The 17,929-nt window shown below is 68.5% G+C and carries 19 protein-coding genes; 6 read left to right on the top strand and 13 right to left on the bottom strand.

Annotation, left to right across the window (positions count from 1 at the left end):
- Window positions 1-184: 184 nt before the first annotated feature.
- Window positions 185-1,135 carry a ketopantoate reductase family protein gene (locus AC3WOH_RS31090; protein ID WP_492233170.1) on the bottom strand — a complete coding sequence of 317 codons (951 nt, stop codon included), beginning with the start codon at window positions 1,133-1,135 and terminating at the stop codon, window positions 185-187.
- 168 nt (window positions 1,136-1,303) lie between these two features.
- Here AC3WOH_RS31090 and AC3WOH_RS31095 point away from each other — a divergent pair, with 168 nt between their 5' ends.
- Genes AC3WOH_RS31095 through AC3WOH_RS31110 form a run of 4 tightly spaced genes read left to right on the top strand, consistent with a single transcriptional unit; the run spans window position 1,304 to window position 6,368 of the window.
- On the top strand, window positions 1,304-1,837 hold the full coding sequence (locus tag AC3WOH_RS31095; RefSeq protein WP_492233171.1) for a MarR family winged helix-turn-helix transcriptional regulator: 534 nt from the start codon (window positions 1,304-1,306) through the stop codon (window positions 1,835-1,837).
- Window positions 1,838-1,890: 53 nt separating this feature from the next.
- The gene (locus AC3WOH_RS31100; RefSeq protein WP_492233172.1) at window positions 1,891-3,366 is read left to right on the top strand and encodes an efflux transporter outer membrane subunit; all 1,476 of its coding nucleotides are present in this window, start codon (window positions 1,891-1,893) and stop codon (window positions 3,364-3,366) included.
- Window positions 3,367-3,416: 50 nt separating this feature from the next.
- Window positions 3,417-4,733 (top strand): HlyD family secretion protein, encoded by a 1,317-nt coding sequence (locus tag AC3WOH_RS31105; protein ID WP_492233173.1) that lies wholly within the window; start codon window positions 3,417-3,419, stop codon window positions 4,731-4,733.
- A gap of 12 nt (window positions 4,734-4,745) precedes the next feature.
- The gene (locus tag AC3WOH_RS31110) at window positions 4,746-6,368 is read left to right on the top strand and encodes a DHA2 family efflux MFS transporter permease subunit (RefSeq protein ID WP_492233174.1); all 1,623 of its coding nucleotides are present in this window, start codon (window positions 4,746-4,748) and stop codon (window positions 6,366-6,368) included.
- A gap of 74 nt (window positions 6,369-6,442) precedes the next feature.
- On the opposite strand, the gene AC3WOH_RS31115 is transcribed toward AC3WOH_RS31110, so the two are convergent.
- The 5 genes from AC3WOH_RS31115 to AC3WOH_RS31135 all read right to left on the bottom strand — a co-directional run bounded on the left by AC3WOH_RS31115 (window position 6,443) and on the right by AC3WOH_RS31135 (window position 10,705).
- Window positions 6,443-6,961 (bottom strand): MarR family winged helix-turn-helix transcriptional regulator, encoded by a 519-nt coding sequence (locus AC3WOH_RS31115; protein WP_492233175.1) that lies wholly within the window; start codon window positions 6,959-6,961, stop codon window positions 6,443-6,445.
- 93 nt (window positions 6,962-7,054) lie between these two features.
- A complete protein-coding gene (gene maiA / locus AC3WOH_RS31120; protein ID WP_492233176.1) occupies window positions 7,055-7,687 on the bottom strand; it encodes a maleylacetoacetate isomerase in 633 nt (210 codons plus the stop codon).
- Window positions 7,684-8,391, bottom strand: a complete 708-nt coding sequence (locus tag AC3WOH_RS31125; protein ID WP_492233177.1) for a fumarylacetoacetate hydrolase family protein — start codon at window positions 8,389-8,391, stop codon at window positions 7,684-7,686. The genes maiA and AC3WOH_RS31125 overlap by 4 nt, the downstream gene beginning before the upstream one ends.
- 41 nt (window positions 8,392-8,432) lie before the next feature.
- The gene (locus tag AC3WOH_RS31130; RefSeq protein ID WP_492233178.1) at window positions 8,433-9,473 is read right to left on the bottom strand and encodes a cupin domain-containing protein; all 1,041 of its coding nucleotides are present in this window, start codon (window positions 9,471-9,473) and stop codon (window positions 8,433-8,435) included.
- Window positions 9,474-9,493: 20 nt separating this feature from the next.
- Window positions 9,494-10,705: a 3-hydroxybenzoate 6-monooxygenase gene (locus AC3WOH_RS31135; RefSeq protein WP_492233179.1), complete on the bottom strand. Its 1,212-nt coding sequence runs from the start codon at window positions 10,703-10,705 to the stop codon at window positions 9,494-9,496.
- 275 nt (window positions 10,706-10,980) lie between these two features.
- Here AC3WOH_RS31135 and AC3WOH_RS31140 point away from each other — a divergent pair, with 275 nt between their 5' ends.
- Window positions 10,981-11,910, top strand: a complete 930-nt coding sequence (locus AC3WOH_RS31140; RefSeq protein ID WP_492233209.1) for a Bug family tripartite tricarboxylate transporter substrate binding protein — start codon at window positions 10,981-10,983, stop codon at window positions 11,908-11,910.
- A gap of 133 nt (window positions 11,911-12,043) precedes the next feature.
- Window positions 12,044-12,202 (top strand): DUF3309 family protein, encoded by a 159-nt coding sequence (locus tag AC3WOH_RS31145; RefSeq protein WP_492233180.1) that lies wholly within the window; start codon window positions 12,044-12,046, stop codon window positions 12,200-12,202.
- 100 nt (window positions 12,203-12,302) lie between these two features.
- Here the strand turns inward: AC3WOH_RS31145 and AC3WOH_RS31150 are convergent, their stop codons facing one another.
- The 7 genes from AC3WOH_RS31150 to AC3WOH_RS31180 form a co-directional block, all read right to left on the bottom strand.
- Window positions 12,303-12,695, bottom strand: coding sequence for a hypothetical protein (locus tag AC3WOH_RS31150; RefSeq protein WP_492233181.1), 393 nt, complete (start codon window positions 12,693-12,695; stop codon window positions 12,303-12,305).
- Window positions 12,692-14,461, bottom strand: coding sequence for a right-handed parallel beta-helix repeat-containing protein (locus AC3WOH_RS31155; RefSeq protein ID WP_492233182.1), 1,770 nt, complete (start codon window positions 14,459-14,461; stop codon window positions 12,692-12,694). The genes AC3WOH_RS31150 and AC3WOH_RS31155 overlap by 4 nt, the downstream gene beginning before the upstream one ends.
- A 434-nt stretch (window positions 14,462-14,895) precedes the next feature.
- Window positions 14,896-15,435 carry an EF-hand domain-containing protein gene (locus AC3WOH_RS31160; protein ID WP_492233183.1) on the bottom strand — a complete coding sequence of 180 codons (540 nt, stop codon included), beginning with the start codon at window positions 15,433-15,435 and terminating at the stop codon, window positions 14,896-14,898.
- Window positions 15,436-15,594: 159 nt separating this feature from the next.
- The gene (locus AC3WOH_RS31165; RefSeq protein WP_184863594.1) at window positions 15,595-15,972 is read right to left on the bottom strand and encodes a PH domain-containing protein; all 378 of its coding nucleotides are present in this window, start codon (window positions 15,970-15,972) and stop codon (window positions 15,595-15,597) included.
- Between the two features lie 38 nt (window positions 15,973-16,010).
- Window positions 16,011-16,463, bottom strand: coding sequence for a YiiD C-terminal domain-containing protein (locus tag AC3WOH_RS31170; RefSeq protein ID WP_492233184.1), 453 nt, complete (start codon window positions 16,461-16,463; stop codon window positions 16,011-16,013).
- A complete protein-coding gene (locus AC3WOH_RS31175; protein WP_492233185.1) occupies window positions 16,460-17,008 on the bottom strand; it encodes an NUDIX hydrolase in 549 nt (182 codons plus the stop codon). Before AC3WOH_RS31175 ends, AC3WOH_RS31170 begins: the two co-directional genes overlap by 4 nt.
- Window positions 17,005-17,922, bottom strand: a complete 918-nt coding sequence (locus tag AC3WOH_RS31180; RefSeq protein WP_492233186.1) for a LysR family transcriptional regulator — start codon at window positions 17,920-17,922, stop codon at window positions 17,005-17,007. Before AC3WOH_RS31180 ends, AC3WOH_RS31175 begins: the two co-directional genes overlap by 4 nt.
- Between the last annotated feature and the right edge of the window lie 7 nt (window positions 17,923-17,929).

Raw genomic sequence — 17,929 nt, forward strand, 5'->3', positions numbered from 1 at the left:
GGCACACCCCAGGACCGAGCATCGCAGGCTGCCCCCTCGCCCCAGGCGAGGGGGACACGGGCAGCGGGGTCGCCTTTCTTTGGGGTACGTTTCTTTGGCGACGCAAAGAAAGGTACCTCGGCCGCCGGGCCGAGACCCGGCCCCCGCACTCAAAAAAGGCATGTGGTCAAAAAGACAAAGTCCATCAAACCACGGTACGCCGCCCCTCCGCCAACTTCACCAACACCTGCAACGCCCGATTCAGCGGCGTGGGCACCCCCAAAGCCTCGCCACGCTGCACCACATACCCATTGAGATGATCAATCTCGGTAGGCTTTCCCCGCACCAGATCCTGCGCAGTGGACGAATGCTGCCCCGGCATGGTGGCCGGAATACCGCGCACGGCAGCATCGATATCGCCCGGGATTGCAACGCCATCAGCCTTGGCAACGGCCAGGCACTCTGCCACGGTATCGGCGATCACGTCCGCCACGCCTGGGGCCTGCACCAGCTGCCCGTAAGGCTGCTGCGACAAGGCCGACAGCGCGTTGTAGGCGCAGTTGAGCACCAGCTTGGCCCAGAGCGCGCCGCGCACGTTGTCCGAGATCTGCGTGGGGATGCCGGCCGCCCCGAACTGCGCGGCCACCGCCTCACTGCGCGGCGACGGCGCAATCACCAGCTCGCCCCGGCCGTGGTGCTGCACGTGCCCGGGGCCGACCATGGCGGTGGCCACATACACCACGGCGGCCGCCACGGGCGTGCGCCGGTCGAGCACGGCGCGCACGCGCTCGTCGTTGTCCACGCCGTTCTGCAGCGTGAGCACCAGGGCCCCGGGTGCCAGCCAGGGCTGGATCTCGCGCGCGGCGGCCTCCGTATCGGTGGACTTCACGCAGAACAGCACCACGTCGGCGCCCTGCACCGCACTGGCTTCGGTGCTGGCCTGCATGGGCACCTGCACGTCCAGCACGGCCGTCTGCAGGCGCAGGCCGCGCTGCTGCACCGCCTGCACATGGGCCTGGCGGCCGATCAGGCTGACCGCGTGGCCTGCCCGCGCGAGCAGCGCACCGTAGTAGCAGCCCACGGCGCCGGCCCCCATAACGGCAATGCGCAAGAGGGGAACATCATCGGCAGCAGCAAACGAGGCGGTGGTGGTCATGGAAAGGGCGTGCGAAACACGGGAAAAGGACAGGAACGGTCTTCGACTATATCGGCCCGCGAGCACCCGCGCAGGGCACCCGCCAGCCGTCGCAAATCCCCTGATGTCGACTCGGAAATTAATTGATTGCAAAGACAATCATTGTCTAGTCAATTAAATTACCACCCCATGACATCGACACCTTCCCCTTCTTCGCCCGACGTATCCTTCTACGGCAACGGCCATAGCCCTGCCGAGGAAAGCGTGGGCTATCTGATGCGCAAGGTGATGTCGTCCATCCGCACGCAGGCGGATGCGCAGCTGTCCACCCACGACCTGACCTTCGCGCAGTGGCTGCCGCTGTTCAAGATCTCCAAATGCCAGGCCATGACGGGCCAGGCCGCAGCCACGGTGGCCCTGCTGGTGCGCGAGCTGGAGACGGACGCGGCCTCCATGACGCGCACGCTGGACCGCCTGGAGGCCAAGGGACTGGTGCTGCGCGAACGCTCGACCACCGACCGGCGCGTGGTGCACGTACTGCTCACGCCCGAGGGCGAGGCTGTCGCCGCCAAGGTGCCCCCGGTGCTGGCCGAAGTGCTCAACAACCACCTGCGCGGCTTCACCCATGACGAATGGCAGCTGCTGCTGAGCATGCTGCGCCGCATGCTGGCCAACGGTGAGACCGTGCGCCAGGAACAGCAGCAGGAGCAGCCTGCCGCCTGACCCGCCCCTCCCGAATCCCGGACTTTTTCCAAGAAACAAACAACAAACACACCATGTCCCAAGCCACCACTCCCCTGTCCACCCGCGCCGCCATGGCGGCGCACTTCGCCGTGTCGGCCGTCGCGCTGGCGGCCGCGCTGTTCCTCGTCGGCTGCGCCAGCCCCGGGCCGGCGCACACGCCACTCGCGCAGACCACACCCGCCGCCGCTGGCCTGAGCCCCTCGGCCAGCGAATCGGCCGCCCCATCGCAGTGGTGGACCACGCTCGGTGATGCCCAGCTCAACGCCCTGGTCGACAAGGCCCTGCAGGGCAGCCCCAGCCTGGCCGTAAGCCGCGCCCGGCTGGAGCAGGCCGTGGCGCTGAGCCAGGTGCGTGAAGCCGCCAACGGCCCGCAGGTGAACCTGGGCGTGGACGCCACGCGCCAGCGCTACACCGCCCATGGCCTGGTGCCCGCGCCCGTGGCCGGCAACACCTACAACAGCGGCACGGTGCAGGCCACCTTCAGCTGGTCGCCCGACTTCTTCGGCCAGCATGCCGCCGAGCTACAGGCCGCCCTGGGCCAGGCCCGCGCCGCCCAGGCCGACGCCGCCGCTGCCGCCAACACCCTGGCCGCCCAGGTGGGCCGCAGCTATGTGGCGCTGGCCCGCCTGGTGGCGCAGCGCGACGTGGCCGTGCGCGCCCTGGAGCAGCGCGAAGAGCAGCGCCGCCTGACCAGCGACCGCGTGGCTGCGGGCCTCGATAGCCAGGTCGAGCTGACGCAGGCCCAAGCCGCCGTGCCCGATGCGCGCACGCAGATCGAGGCATTGGAAGAACAGATCACGCTGGCACGCCGCCAGATCGCCGTGCTCAGCGGCCAGGCCCCGGATGCCCTGCCCGCACTCACGCCCCAACTGGCCGCACTGCAACCCCTGCCCGTGCCCGACGCCCTGGGCGCCGATCTGCTGGGCCGCCGCCCCGACGTGGTCGCTGCGCGCTGGCGCGTGGAGGCCGCTACCCAGGGGGTGAAGGTGGCACGCACCGAGTTCTATCCCAACATCAACATCGGCGCCTTCATTGGCCTGAACTCGCTGGGCCTGGACAACCTGTTCAACGCCGGTTCGCGCCAGATGGGCGTGACGCCTGCGCTGCGCCTGCCGATCTTCGATGGCGGCCGGCTGCGCGCGCAGCTCGGTGGCCGCCAGGCCGAGCTCGACGCCTCCATCGCCCAGTACAACGGCCTGGTGCTTGACGCGGTGAAGGAAGCCGGCGACGCCATGGCCTCGGTGCAGTCGCTCACGCGCCAGCAGGCGCTGCAGGACGATGCCGCCGCCAGCGCAGAGAAGGCCTACCGCTTCGCGCAGGAGCGCTACCGCGCCGGCCTGGGCAACTACCTCGTCGTGCTCTCCACCGAAAGCCAGGTGCTGGCCCAGCGCCGCCTGGCCGTGGACCTGCGCGCCCGCCAGCTCGACACCCGCCTGCAGTTGATGAAGGCCCTGGGCGGCGGCTGGACCGACGACACCGCCGTGCTGCAGACCGCCGCAGCGCACTGAACCGTACACACAAAACCAAACACAACAAACCCATACCGAGGACCCTTGCCATGAGCGAATCCGCCACCCCCAACAACCCAGCATCCAACCCCGCACGCCGCCGCGGCCTGACCCTGATCGCCGCCGCCGTGGCCATCGCCGCCCTGGGCTGGGGCGGCTGGCACTGGGCCAATGGCCGCCACGTGGAAACCACCGACAACGCCTATGTGGCGGGCAACGTGGTGCAGATCACGCCGCAGATCGGCGGCACCGTGGTCTCCATCGGCGCCGACGACACCGACTACGTGAAGGCCGGCCAGCTGCTGGTCAAGCTCGACCCGGCCGACGCCCGCGTGGCGCTGGAGCAGGCCGAGGCCCAGCTGGCGCAGACCGTGCGCGAAGTGCGCACCCTGTTCGCCAACAACTCCACCCTGAAGGCCCAGGTCAGCCTGCGTAGCGCCGACCTGGCGCGCGCCCAGGCCGAAGCCGCCCGCCTGCAGGACGACGTGGCCCGCCGCGCCCCGCTGATGGCCAGCGGCGCCGTGGGCAAGGAAGAGTTCCAGCACGCCACGGCCCAGGTCACCGCCGCCAAGAGCACCGTGGCCGCCGCCCAGGCCGCCGTGGTGGCCGCCCAGGAGCAACTGGCCGCCAGCCAGACGCAGACCGAAGGCACCTCGATCGAGCAGCACCCCAACGTGCAGCGCGCCTCGGCCCGCGTGCGTGAGGCCTACCTGGCCGTGCAGCGCGCCCAGCTCGTGGCCCCGCTCGACGGCCATGTAGCCAAGCGCGGTGTGCAGGTCGGCCAGCGCGTGCAGGCCGGTGCCCCACTGATGACCCTGGTGGCCCTGAACGACCTGTGGGTGGACGCCAACTTCAAGGAAAGCCAGCTGCAGAACCTGCGCATCGGCCAGCCCGCCGAACTGGAGGCCGACGTGTACGGCACCAAGGTCATCTACCACGGCACCGTCGCCGGCCTGGGCGCAGGCACCGGTGCGGCCTTCGCGCTGCTGCCCGCGCAGAACGCCACAGGCAACTGGATCAAGGTGGTGCAGCGCGTGCCCGTGCGCATCACGCTCGACCCCAAGGAAGTGGCCCAGAACGCCCTGCGCGTGGGCCTGTCGATGGAAGTGAAGGTGGACACCGCCAACCAGAGCGGCAAGACCCTGGCCGACACGCAGCGCACCACGCCCGTGGCCTCCACTGCGGTGTTCGACGCGCAGTTCAAGGCCGCCGACGACGAGGTGGCCAACATCATCGCCGCCAACCTGGGCCGCAAGGCCGTGGCGGTGGCCTCGCCCAAGCTGCCGTCGCAGGCGCAACAGGCCGGCACGGCGGTGCAGTCGCAGAACCACGCATCGGCCCCTGTGCGTGCACCCGTGGTGCAGTAAGCGGGGGTTCGCATGAGCACCGCCAACCCCACTGCAGACCTGGGGGCCGCGCCAGCGGCGCCCCCGGCCCCTGCAGCCCCACCCGGGCCGCCTGCGGCCTACCCCCCGCTGCAGGGCACGGCCCTGCTGCTGGGCACGCTGTCGCTGTCGCTGGCCACGTTCATGAACGTGCTGGACTCGTCCATCGCCAACGTCTCCATCCCCGCCATCGCCGGTGACCTGGGCGTGAGCCCGGGCCAGGGCACCTGGGTCATCACCAGCTTTGGCGTGGCCAATGCCATCTCGGTGCCGCTCACGGGCTGGCTCACGCAGCGCTTCGGCGCGGTGCGCCTGTTCACCATGAGCGTGATGCTGTTCGTGCTGACCTCCTGGCTGTGCGGCTTCGCCTCGTCGCTGGAGATGCTGGTCTTCTTCCGCGTGCTGCAGGGCCTGGTCGCCGGGCCCATGATTCCGCTGTCGCAGACCCTGCTGCTGGCCAGCTACCCGCGTGCCCTCGCCGGCACGGCGCTGGCCCTGTGGGGCGTGACCACCCTGGTCGCACCTGTGGTCGGGCCGCTCCTGGGCGGGTGGATCACGGACAACATCTCCTGGCCGTGGATCTTCTACATCAACGTGCCGGTGGGCCTGCTCGCGGGCGTGCTCACCTGGGGCATCTACCGCAAGCGCGAGACCCCCATCCGCAAGCTGCCCATCGACACCGTGGGCCTGTCCCTGCTGGTGCTGTGGGTGGGTGCGCTGCAGCTCATGCTCGACAAGGGCAAGGAGCTCGATTGGTTCGCGTCCAACGAGATCATCGTCATGGCCGTCGTCGCGGTGGTGGCGTTCGCCGTGTTCCTGGTCTGGGAGCTGACCGACAAGCACCCGGTGGTGGACCTCAAGCTCTTCAAGGGCCGCAACTTCACCTTCGGGGCGCTGGCGCTCTCGGTGGCCTATGCGCTGTTCTTCGGTAATGTGGTGTTGCTGCCCCTGTGGCTGCAGCAGTGGATGGGCTACACCGCGACCTCGGCCGGCATGGCGCTGGCACCAGTGGGTGTCTTTGCCATCCTGCTCACGCCGCTGGTGGGCAAGAAGGTGGGCCAGTGGGACCCGCGGCGCATGGCGACGGGCGCGTTCATCGTGTTCGGTATCGTGCTGTGGATGCGTTCGCAGTTCACGGTGCAGACGGACTTCATGCACATCCTGATCCCCACGCTGCTGCAGGGTGCGGCCATGGCGTTCTTCTTCATCCCGCTGACCACGCTGACGCTGGCGGGCATTGCGCCGGAGCGCATTCCGGCCGCAGCCGGCCTGAGCAACTTCGTGCGCATCACGGCCGGGGCCATGGGCACATCCATCGCCACCACGCTGTGGGAGAGCCGCGCCGCCATGCACCATGCCCACATGACCGAGGGCCTGATCCAGGGCCAGGGCGTGTTCGGCGCCACGCTGGACAACCTGATGGCCTCGGGCATGACGCAGTTGCAGGCGCTGGCCCAGGTCAACCGGCTGATCGACCAGCAGGCCTTCACGCGGGCGGCCAACGACATCTTCCTCGGATCGGCCGGGCTTTTCCTGCTGCTGATCGGGCTGATCTGGCTGACCAAGCGGCCCGCGCAAGGCGGCGCCGCGTCGGCCGACGCCGCAGGGGCCCACTGACCCCGGGCGGTAGCACAGTGCCTACGACAAGGTGGCGCAGCCCTCGGGCCCGCCACCTTTTTTTTATGCCCCGCTCAACCCTTGCTGGCCTTGGCGCGGGTGCGTGAGGCCGGCAGCTCCGGGGTGATGGGTGTGCTGGGCGCGCGGCTGAGCACATTGTTGGCGTTGACCAGGGTCTTGAGCATGGCCATGAACATCTCGCCCTGCTCGGGCGGCAAGGGTGCCAGCATGCGTTTTTGCGCGCGGCGCATGCCGGGCTCGACCTGGCGCAGCAGGTCTTCGCCCGCAGGCGTGAGCGTGAGCAGGCGCACGCGCCGGTCACCGGGGCTGCTGTTGCGCAGCATCCAGCCGCGCGCTTCCAGCCGATCGATCACGCTGCCGATGGTCGAGGTGTCGAAACCGATGCGGCCGGCCAGCCGGCGCTGGTCCAGCCCCGGCTCGCGCTGCACGGCGGCCAGCGCGCCGAACTGCACGGGGGTGATGCCGAACTCCTGCGTCTCTTCGAGGAAGATGGCCACCGCGATCTGTTGCAGCCGGCGGATGTAGTGGCCGGGCAGTTCTTCGAGCGCAGGGGAATGGGATGGGGAAGACATGGGCAGCAGCAAGGGCGACAGAAAGGGAACAACGGCGGCAACCCGCGAGGCCGCAGTCTATCGGATACGGCCCCTCGCCCACCCCCCCGCCGCTCACTGCGCGTGCGCCGCAGGCGCCGCCTGCCGAAACGCAGGCAACTGTGCGCAGGCAGCGTCCACCGCGCTGATGAGCGGCCAGCGCGCCAGATCGACCTGGAAGCGGCGCGCGCTCTCGACCTGGGGCACCAGGTAGACATCGGCCAGCGTGGGGGCCTGGCCAAAGCTGAAGGCGCCGCGGGCGCCATCACGCGCCAGCAGCGCCTCGTAGGCGTCGAAGCCCGCCGTGATCCAGGTGGCGCACCAGGCGTTCACCGCCGCCTCGTCGCAGCCCAGCTGGTGGCGCAGGTATTCGAGGATGCGGCGGTTGTTGACCGGGTGGATGTCGCAGCCCACCAGCGCAGCCAGGGCCCGCACCTGGGCACGGGCGTCGGCACCGGCGGGCAGCAGCGGCGGCTCGGGGTAGCGCTCCTCCAGCCATTCGATGATGGCGGGCGACTGGATGAAGGTCTGCCCCCCATGCTCCAGCGCGGGCACCAGCATCTGCGGGTTGAGCGCCCGGTAGGCCTCGCCCAGGTGCTCCTCCTGGCGCAGGTCGACGGGAATGTGCTCGACCGCCAGGCCCTTGAGGTTCAGCGCGATGCGCAGCCGGTGCGAGGTGCCGCTGCGAAAGAAGTGGTGCAGCTTCATTCTGCAGGGCCCACGGTGAGCGCGATGCGGCCCACGCCCTCCACATGGCCCTCGATGCGGTCGCCCGGCAGCACGGCGCCCACGCCCTCTGGCGTGCCGGTGTAGATGAGGTCGCCGGGCTGCAGGTGGTAGAACTGCGAGAGGTCGGCAATGAGCTCGCGGATGTTCCAGATGAGCTTGTCCACGTCGGACTGCTGGCGCACCTGGCCGTTGACGCTGAGCGCGATGGCGCCGCGCTCGATCACCACGCCGGGCAGGGGCACGATCTCGGAGGCAATGGACGACTGCTCCACATCCTTGCCCAGGTCCCAGGGCCGGCCCTTGTCGCGCGCCACCAGTTGCAGGTCGCGCCGCGTCATGTCCAGGCCGCAGGCATAGCCATAGATGTGGGTGTGCGCCTGCTCGGGTGCGATGCGAAAGCCGGCGGTGCCGATGGCCAGCACCAGCTCCATCTCGTAGTGGTAGCTCTCGGTGCCCGGCGGGTAGGCCACGGTGGCGCCGGATTCGACCACCGTGGACGGTGACTTGGTGAAGTAGAACGGCCGCTCCTGCGACTTGTCCACGGGCCGGCCCATCTCGACGGCGTGGGCATGGTAGTTGCGGCCGACGAAGAACAGGCGGTTCACGGGCAGGCGCGCGGCCGAGCCGCGCACGGGCAGGGAGATGGTGGCGGGAGGGGCCCAGAGGTAGGTGGTGCTGGTCATGGGAGGATTTGAAAAAGGAAAAAAATGGGGGCGCAGGCGGTTCAGCCGCGGTTCTCGAACACGCCCAGCTTGCGGTGCAGCGGGCTCTCGTCGGCGATGAAGAGAAAGGCCGGCGCATCGGCCGAGCGGTTGGCCAGGGTGACGGCGGTGTAGCCCGGGGCGCAGCAGGTGTCGGCCTCGGCCAGCACGAAGCGCTGCGCGTCCTGCACCTGCACGTCGGCCGCGCCTTCGATCAGGTGGAACACCATGGCCGGGGAGCGCGCGGGCAGGCGCAGCACCTGGCCCGGGCGCAGCATCAGCGCGTAGAAACCCAGGATGTTCTCGGCGTCGGCGCCGGTCTCGGGGTTCACGTAGGTGATCTGCACCGACTCCAGCGCGGGCTGGTCGGTCGCCAGCGATTGCAGGGCCGCACGCGCCTGGGCCCAGGGATAGCGCAGCAGCGGGTAGGCGCGCGCTGTGCGCTCGAACACCGGCGTGGGGAGCATGCCGCCGCGCGCATAGGCGCGGTCGCCCGTGGCCCCGGTGATGGCCTGGCGCGGGCCATCCACATGGTAGGAAACCTCCAGGTAGTAGGCCAGCGGCAGGTCCAGCACATCGAGCCAGACCACGGGATCGGTGCCCTCGTGGCCATGCTCATGCCACAGGCCGGTGGGCGTGAGGATCAGGTCGCCGCGCTCCATGGGGCAGCGCTCGCCGTCCACCGTGGTGTAGGCGCCCTCGCCTTCCACCACCATGCGCACAGCATTGGGCGTGTGGCGGTGCGCGGGTGCCCACTCGCCGGGCAGCAGCAGCTGCATGCCCAGGTACATGGCGGCGCTGGCCTGCATGCTGTCCGGTCCATGGCCGGGGTTGGCCAGCACCAGCACCCGGCGTTCGGCCTTCTCGATGGGGGTGAGTTCGCCCGCCTGCATCAGCAGCGGCCGCAGCGCCGCGTAGGGCCAGTGCGTGGCCTGGGTGCGCGGCCGGGGCTTGCCGGGCGGCAGCATGGCGCGCAGGCTGGGCCACAGGGGCACAAGCTTGCGCTCGGCGAGTGCATCGCGGTAGTCCTGGGGCAGGTCTTCCAGGCGTCCAAGTTCTTGCATCGGTGTTGTCTCCTTGGGGGTCAGTGCGCCGCGAGGCAGTTGCCTACGTTCCAGCCGTAGAGCCACTCCATCGCGTCGTAGAAGCGCTCGGCACTGCGGCCGCGCCACAGGTCGTTGCGCACCAGGCGTTCCACGCCCTTGGCGTGGTAGATGCGGCCCATCTCGCGGCCCGAGAGCACGATGCGGGCGGTGCGGGCCACGCGCGAGCGCTGGTAGAGGTCGAGCGCAGCGTCCCAGTCGTTGCCGTGCACACGCAGGGCCTCGCCCAGGGTCACGGCATCCTCCAGCGCCATGCAGGCGCCCTGCGCCAGGTACTGGGTGGTGGGGTGGGCGGCATCGCCGATCAGGGTGGCGCGGCCGTAGGTCCACTGGGCGATGGGGTCGCGGTCGGCCGTGGCCCAGCGCTTCCAGCTCTTGGGCAGGTCGATCAGTTGGCGCGCGCGCGGGCAGATGTCCTGGAAGTAGCTCTGCACTTCTTCACGGCTGCCTTCGGTCACGCCCCACTCTTCCTGGCCGCGGCTGTGGAAGGTGACGACCACGTTGTACTGCTCGCCGCCGCGCAGCGGGTAGTGCACCAGGTGGCAGTGCGGGCCCACCCAGATGCTGGCGGCGTTCCAGCGCAGTTCCTCGGGGAAGTCTTCACGCTCCACCACGGCACGGTAGACCACGTGGCCCGTCACGCGGGCCGGGTCGCCCACATACTGCTGGCGCACCACGGACTTGACGCCGTCGGCCCCGATGAGCGCCACGCCGCGCCAGGCCTTGCCGTGCTGGTCGATGGCAGTGACCATGCCCGCGCCCTGCTCCACGCGCTCGATGCGGGTGTGCGTCTGCAGGCGCACGCGCCCGGTCGCCAGCGCGCCCTCGAGCAGGCAGTTGTGCGCGTCCACGCGGTGTATCACCGCATAGGGGTTGCCGAAGCGCGCACGGAAGGCCTCGCCCGTGGGGATGCGGCCCACCTGGTATTCGTCCAGCGCATCGTGCATCACCATGTAGTCGGTGAACACCGAGCGGCTGCGCGCGCGCTCGCCCACGCCCAGCGCATCGAAGGCGTGGAAGGCATTGGGCCCCAGCTGCATGCCGGCGCCGATCTCGCCGATGGCCGGCGACTGCTCCAGCACCTGTACCTCGAAGCCCTGGCGCACCAGGGCCAGCGCCGCCGCCAGGCCGCCAATGCCACCACCCGCCACCAGCACCGGAAGGCCCGCTGCCTGCTCGTTTGTCTGCTCCATCATTTCACCTCTTCAAAGCATTTAATCAGTATGCTGATGATTAGTGTAGCAAGGCATTGGCCATGCAGACAAGCCCTTGCCCCGCATTTTTCCCGCCCCTCTCATCAAGGGTTTTCACCAAGCGCGCATGGGATTCGCCGGATCTATGATTTTCATCAGCATACTGTCAATCAGTTATCCAACGATCCACCCATTTCCAGGAGACACCCGTGAACCCCATCACCCGACGCCCCTTGCTCGCCCCGCTGGCCTGTGCAGGCCTGCTGCTGTCCGCCATGGGCACCAGCCACGCCCAGGGCAGCGACTTTCCGAACAAGCCGGTCACGCTCTACACCGCCTTTGCCGTGGGCAGCGGGCCCGATGCCGTGCTGCGGCTGGTGGCGCACAAGCTGTCGACCCAGTGGAAGCAGACGGTGACGGTGGACAACCGCCCGGGCGGCGGCGGCTTCATCGCCATGGACGCGGCCAAGCGCGGGGCGGCCGACGGCTACACGCTGCTGCAGCTGGACAGCGAGCACCTGGCTGCCGTGCCCCACCTGTACAAGAAGCGCAACGTCGACACGCTCAAGACCTTCGACCCGGTGGCGCCACTGTTCCGCACGCCCTTCATGGTGGCCGTGCCGGCCCAGTCCCCCTGGAAGAACATGACCGACCTGCTGAACGACGCCAAGGCCAAATCCGGCGGGCTGAGCTATGGCTCCTGGGGCGTGGGCAGCCCGGGCCACCTGGGGGGCGAGTGGCTCGAATCCATCACCGGCGTGCGCATGACCCATGTGCCCTACAAGGAGGTGAGCCAGCTGTACACCAACGTGGCCACCGGCGAGGTGGCCTGGAGCTTTGCCAGCATTCCGTCGAGCCAGGGGGTCTACAAGGCGGGCAAGATCAAATACCTGGCCGTGGCCGCGCCCAAGCGCATTCCGCAACTGCCTGACGTGCCCACCGTGGCCGAGGCCGGCGGCCCGGCGCAGCTCGATGTGAACTCCTTCGTGGTGCTGGTCGCCCCCAAGGGCGTGCCGGCCGCTGTGCGCAACAAGGTCCATGCCGATGTGCTGGCTGCGCTGGCCGACCCCGAAGTGCGCGAGCGCTTCAACACCTTCGCCTTCGAGCCGCTGGCCTGGTCGGTGGACGAGATCGGCCGCAACGCGGCAGCCAAGTCCCGCCAGTACGAGCAGTTGATCACCAAGGCAGGCATCACGCTCGATTGACAGCGCAGAGGGGACTGCGCTTCCCACACACGGCGTCGGAAAAGCCTGACGCAAGCGCACGCCCGCCGCCTGCGATCCGGTGCCGGGAGAGATCGAACAATGCAGCCATCACACAACAAAAGGAACAACTGCCATGTCGCTCTCCCTCATTCTGCTGATCATCCTGATCCTGATCCTCATCGGGGCCTTGCCCACCTGGGGTCACAGCCGTTCGTGGGGCTACGGGCCCAGCGGTGGCGTGGGCCTGGTGGTGGTGATCCTGGTGATCCTGCTGCTGATGGGCAGGATATAAAAACCTGACACCCAGAAAAAAGCGCGGCGATGCCGCGCTTTTTCATTGCAGGGGCCGCCGACCTCCCACCAGGCCAGGCCGGCGGCGGTTCCGCAGTCCGTCAGGGCGCCGATGCCAGCAGGCAGACCTTGGTGCCGGTGGGCACCGGGTCGCTGCCGAAGAACGCTACGGAGCACTCGGCCGCACCGGCCGCCACATCCTTGTCGACCCAGGAAGAGTCCGCACCGAAGCGCACCACCCCGGCCTGCGCCAGCACGAAGCCCTGGCCTTCGCTGGCCACCGGCATCCATTGCGTGAGCGGGTTGTCGGCCGGCGCTACCCGCTGGGCCGCGCTGGCGCTGCTGAGGGAGGCCGTGCCGCTGTCATCGGTGTTGCCGCCGCCACAGGCGGCGAGACCCAGGGCCAGTGCAGCACAGGCAAGCGCACGCAGGCCGATGCGGGTCAACGAGATATGGCGCATGGTGCTTGACCGATCAAAGAAAATGGTTTTCATGGTGCCCCCTTGCCTTGGGCAGGGCTGCCGGGCTGCAGCTTGACGGCGGGATTGGCGGCCGTGGGAACGGCGGCGATCAGCGGGTTGGCCGTGACGCTGTTCCAGTTGTACGCCGTGCCGGTGGTGTGGCCGGACGTGGCATCGGCGCCAAAGCAGGCGTTGTTCGACGAGTCCACGAAGCGGTTCGCCGGAACCTCCACGTTGTAGCAAAACGAGGTGGCGCGCCAGGCCTTGTCCTGCACGGTGGGGCCCATGTAGAACAGGTTGTTGGCGATGCGGTGGTTGTAGCCGCCTTCGGTGCTGCGGTTCCTGACCCAGACGCCCAGGCTGCTGTCCAATGGCTTGGCGATGTAGCAGGTGTTCTGGCTGACCTCGACCTTGTCCAGGGCGATGGAAGCGCTGGTACCAGGGTCCAGGCCGATGCGAAAACACTGTACCTCGGCCGGCCTGGTGAACACGATGGTGTTGCGCAGCGCACGCGCATTGCGCACCTGCGACAGGTCGATACCGGTCTGGCCCGTGTCCACCAGGGTGTTGCCCTGCACCGTGCAGTCGATGCAACCTTCGATGTTGCCCTCGAAGTTGCCTTCGGACAGGCTGATGCCGTAGACCTTGGACGTCGCACCGCCGGGGAAGGTGTTGCGCAGCGTGTTGCCTTCGATCAGCAGGCCCCGGTAGAGGTCGTGCACCACCACCATCACGCCGCCACCGGCAAAGGATTTGTCCTCCACCAGGTTGTTGCGCACGGTGTTGCGCAGGCAGGCCCCGGACTCGCTGCGCGTGGGCTTGCAGCTCAGGTAGATGTGGTGGTCCTTGTCGCTGGTGCTCAGCGCATTGTCCAGGAAGGTGTTGTTCTCGATCAGCAGGTCGTCGGCGCCGATCATGACCCCCATGGCATGCATGCGGCTGATGTGGTTGCCCACCAGGCGGATGTTGCGCGAGTGCGCCGCCGCGTTCTGGTTGTTGGAGACCACCACGCCCATGCCGGCGCCCGACATGTGCGTGTTCTGCCAGGTCAGGTTGGCCACCACCCACCAGGTGGAGAACAGCGAGCTGCTGGGCTGGGTACCCACGAACTCGATGCCGTCGAACACCATGTTGCCGCAGACCGGCGTGTCGTAGCCGCAGCGGAAAATGAAGGCCGAGGCCTTGGTGTCATTGGCATCCTTCTTGGCACCGGTGTAGGTGTAGCGGGGTTTGGCCGCACCACCCCATGGCGGGGTATAGGCCACCATGGTGATGCGCCGCTCGTTGGTGGCGTTGTGGTTGTCCAGGTACACATACTGGTCGGTGGTCCAGGCTCCGCCCTTGGCCAGCGCAATGCGCGCGCCGGCCGGCAGCGTGGAGAAGTCCAGCGCCTGTACCTTGCGGCGGGGCTTGTCGGCGCTCAGGCCATCGTTGGCATCGTCCCCGGGCACGCAGCGGGCGTCGGCACCCGGCGCGCAGTCGGAGTAATGGTAGGTGACCGAAGGCGGTGGCAGGGGCGTGATGGGCGACGCGCCGCCGGTCAGGTCGGCCTCGCAGGTCTTGAACACGCCAGGCGCCGGGTCGGGCTGCAGGAAGCAGTAGTACTTGCCGGGCGTCAGGCTGCGCACCGCCCAGCGGTCGCCCACGCCGAAGCGGTAGTCACCGGCCTTGTCGACGTCGAAGAACTGGTACTGGTCCGCGACCTTCTGCCAGGGTTCGGCCTGCGCGCCAGGATGGAAGGCCAGTGCCGCCAGGGCACAGGCGGGGGCCCATTGAAGTAGTTTGAATAATCGATCCATGAGATCCTCGTTGATGAAAGGGTGCGAGGCACCGGGCCGTGTGCCGCACCGCTTTCCAAGGCGAGTCCCCCTCCCCGGTCGGTCTTGTTATAGGTGCGCAGCGGCGTGCACGGAGCGGCGAAGTTAAGTGAGCCCCCCACGCAGCCAAAGGTCCAGTGCAGGCGCTTTTCTTGGTGCCAAATGATCAAAGCGGGCTCGGCGGTGGCGCGCTGCGGGGGCCTTCAAAGCGATGGAACCCTTGCGTACCGTGCAGATAGCGGACGCGTCCATGCGTTGGCACGCACAGACGCGCCCACGCCGCTGCCGTTGCACCCTGTGACAATGTCAGCCGGGTACAACAGCAGGTGGGACAGGATTGAAGACAGGGCGCGCCCCAGCGCGTTGCCGGGTTGCGGCGGCGACGCGCTATCGCAGGCGCGCGCCAGGGGTGCGGATCAGGCGGCCTTGCGCAACTGCGCGTTGGCAAAGGCCGTGGTGAGCTGGGCGAGCTCGGCCTGGTTCACCACGCCATTGGCATTGCCATGGCGGTCCACGAGTTGCAGCAGCGACTGCGACAGCTCGCTGCCGCCCTTGGCACCCGAGGTGGCGGCAATGCCCTTGAGGAATTCGTCGCGCGAGATTGCACCATCCTGGTTGGCGTCGAAACCGGCGGCCAGTTGCTCCTTTTGCGCATCGGTGGCGCCAAAGCTGGCCAGCAGTTCCTGGAAGTCCTGTTTGGACACGGCCCGGTCCGCCTGCGATGCCGTGAGCGCCGTGCCGGTACTGGCCGCACCACCGAGCTTGCCGGAGGTCATCAGGATGCCCTTGCCGGCAAATCCCGCCATGGCCTCGGCCTCCTTGCTCAGCGTGACGACGGCCGATGGAGCGGCCTCGGCCGGCTGGCTGGCGCGCGGCGTGGCCGCAGACTTGCTGCCCGAGGCGGCGTTGTAGAGAAAGGATGCGACGGATGCAAGGCCGGAAATGAGGGGAGACATGGCCGCTCTACTCCTGTGGCACCGGCGGCCGGTGCTTCCCGATGAAGCACCAGGGCACACCATCGCCCGGTGGTTCAGCATAATCCGCGGCCTCGTCCCTCAATGGACTGAAAAGCAGGCTTGCACAGCCGCTTTTCGCGGCCATGCCAACAAGCAACCCTACTTCAGCACGTAGCTGGCCAGCACGCTCTGCACGTCGTAGATGCTGAGCTTCTTGTTGAACTGCTTCTGGAAGGGCGTGGCACTGCCCGAGATCCAGATCTTGAGCTCGGCATCGAGGTCGAAGGTGCCGCCGGTCTCGATGCTGAAGTGCGTGATGCTTTTGTACGGCAGCGAGTGGTATTCGACCTTGCTGCCCGTGATGCCCTGCTTGTCCACCAGCACCAGGCGCTTGTTGGTGAAGACGAAGTAGTCGCGGATCAGCTGGTAGGCGTGCTCCACCACCTCGCCCGGCATCAGGATGCGGCTGAATTCTTCCTGGATCTTGGATGCATCGATCTTGGATGCATTGCCCATCACTCCGTCCAAAAGTCCCATGGTGGTCTCCCCGTTGCGAGGCGATGATCGTAGTCCGGCTACCGATACCCCTGCCCGAAGGCGACGAATTCGCCCGTGAGCCGCCCTGCTGTCTGCCCCTGGTACACCAGGGCCGAGGCCTGCTCGATCCGGCCCAGGCCCTTGCGCTCGAACATGCGCACGAAGGCGCGCCATGCCTGCTCGGGGGGCGCCTCGGCCACGGCCGTGAACGTGCCGTCGATGGGCAGTTCGTAGTCCATGGTGTTGCGCTGGATCACCAGGCGGCTGCCCAGGTTCTGCGCCGAAAGCTTCAGGTGCAGCATGGACCACGCGGCCAGGATGGCCACGGCCGAGGCACTGCCGCCGAACACGGTCTCGCGGTGGTTGATGTTGGGCGCCAGCGGCGCGCTCAGCACCACACGCTGCAGGGAGGCCTCGGCTACCGACACGGCCATGGCGCGGGACAGGGGAATGTGCTGGTGCAGGTAATCCTGCAGGTCATTGGGGCTCACGCGATGGCTTTCGAAAGGGAAGGCGCAGGGGCCGGTGGCGCCTCGGGGGACGGCGGGTCGCGGTAGACGATGTGCAGCACCTGCGCCATGTCGCACGCCAAGGCCTCGCGCAAAAACGGGGGACGCAGGTCGAGCCCCGCCAGCTCGCCCTGTGCGAACCAAGCGAACTCCAGCCGGCGCCGCCCCTCACGCCCCTCGTAGGGGCCGTCGGACTGGTCCAGCAAGCCGCCCGGCACGGGGTGGACATGCAGGTACAGGCCGGTCTCGTGGTAGGCCACGCCGGCATAGACAAAGAAGTTCTCCACCACGCAGGCCAGCGCGCCGGGCAGCACGGCCACGCCCAGCTCTTCCAGCATCTCGCGCACCAGGGTCTCGCTGGCGCTTTCGCCGGGCTCGATGCCGCCGCCGGGCAGGGCCCAGAAGGCATCGCCTTCGGCGCGGTGCAGCAGCACTTGGCCGGGGCGCGTGATGATGGCGGCGGCGCGTGGGCGCACGCGGGGCTGGGCCGGCGTGGCGGGAACAGAGAGGTCGGCGGACAGGCTCATGGACCCGATGCTATCGCGCCGGGCAATGCGGGCAGCAACAGCCCCTGCTGCGCCGCCACCGTCTCGCGCAGAAAGGCCCAGGTGGCCTGCATGCGCGCCACCTGCTTGTTCTCTTCGGGCATGGACATCCAGAAGGTGCGCGTGAAGCGCGCCTTGCCGGGCAGCACGAGCGTGAGGTCCGGGTCCTGCGCGGCGACAAAGGCCGGCAGCACCGCCAGCCCGGCCCCGGCACGCACCGCCTCGTACTGCGCCAGGATGCTGGTGCTGCGCAGCGCAAAGCGCTCGGGGCGGTGCAGTTCGTCCAGGATCTGCAGCTCCTTGGTGAACAGCAGGTCGTCCACGTAGCTGATGAAGCTGTGGCCGCGCAGATCGTCGGCCGTGCGGATGGGGGCGTGGCGGGCCAGGTAGCTGCGCGTGCCGTAGAGCTGCAGCACGTAGTCGGTGAGCTTGACCACCAGCACCGCGCCGCGCGCGGGGCGCTCCAGCGAGATCACGATGTCCGCCTCGCGCCGCGACAGGTGCACCAGGCGCGGCAGGGCCAGCAGGTCCAGCACCAGGCCCGGGTGCTCCAGGGCAAAGTGCGCCAGATGGGGCGCCAGCACCAGGTTGCCGAAGCCCTCGGTGGTACCGATGCGCACCAGGCCCTGCAGGCCCTGGCGTGCGCCGGGGGCGGCGTTCTCCACGGCCAGGAAGGCGGCCTCCATGGCCTCGACCTGGGGCAGCAGTGCGCGGCCGGCCTCGGTCAGCCGGTGGCCGCCGGCTTCGCGCGCGAACAGGGCCGAGCCGACCTGCTTTTCCAGCGCCTGGATGCGGCGCGCCACCGTGGTGTGGTCCACCGTGAGGCGGCGCGCCGCACCCACCAGGGTGCCGGCGCGGGCCAGCTCCAGAAAATAGCGCAGGTTGTCCCAGTCCATGGCTTGG

It is taken from the genome of Acidovorax sp. FW305-C-20-28 (assembly GCF_058783375.1).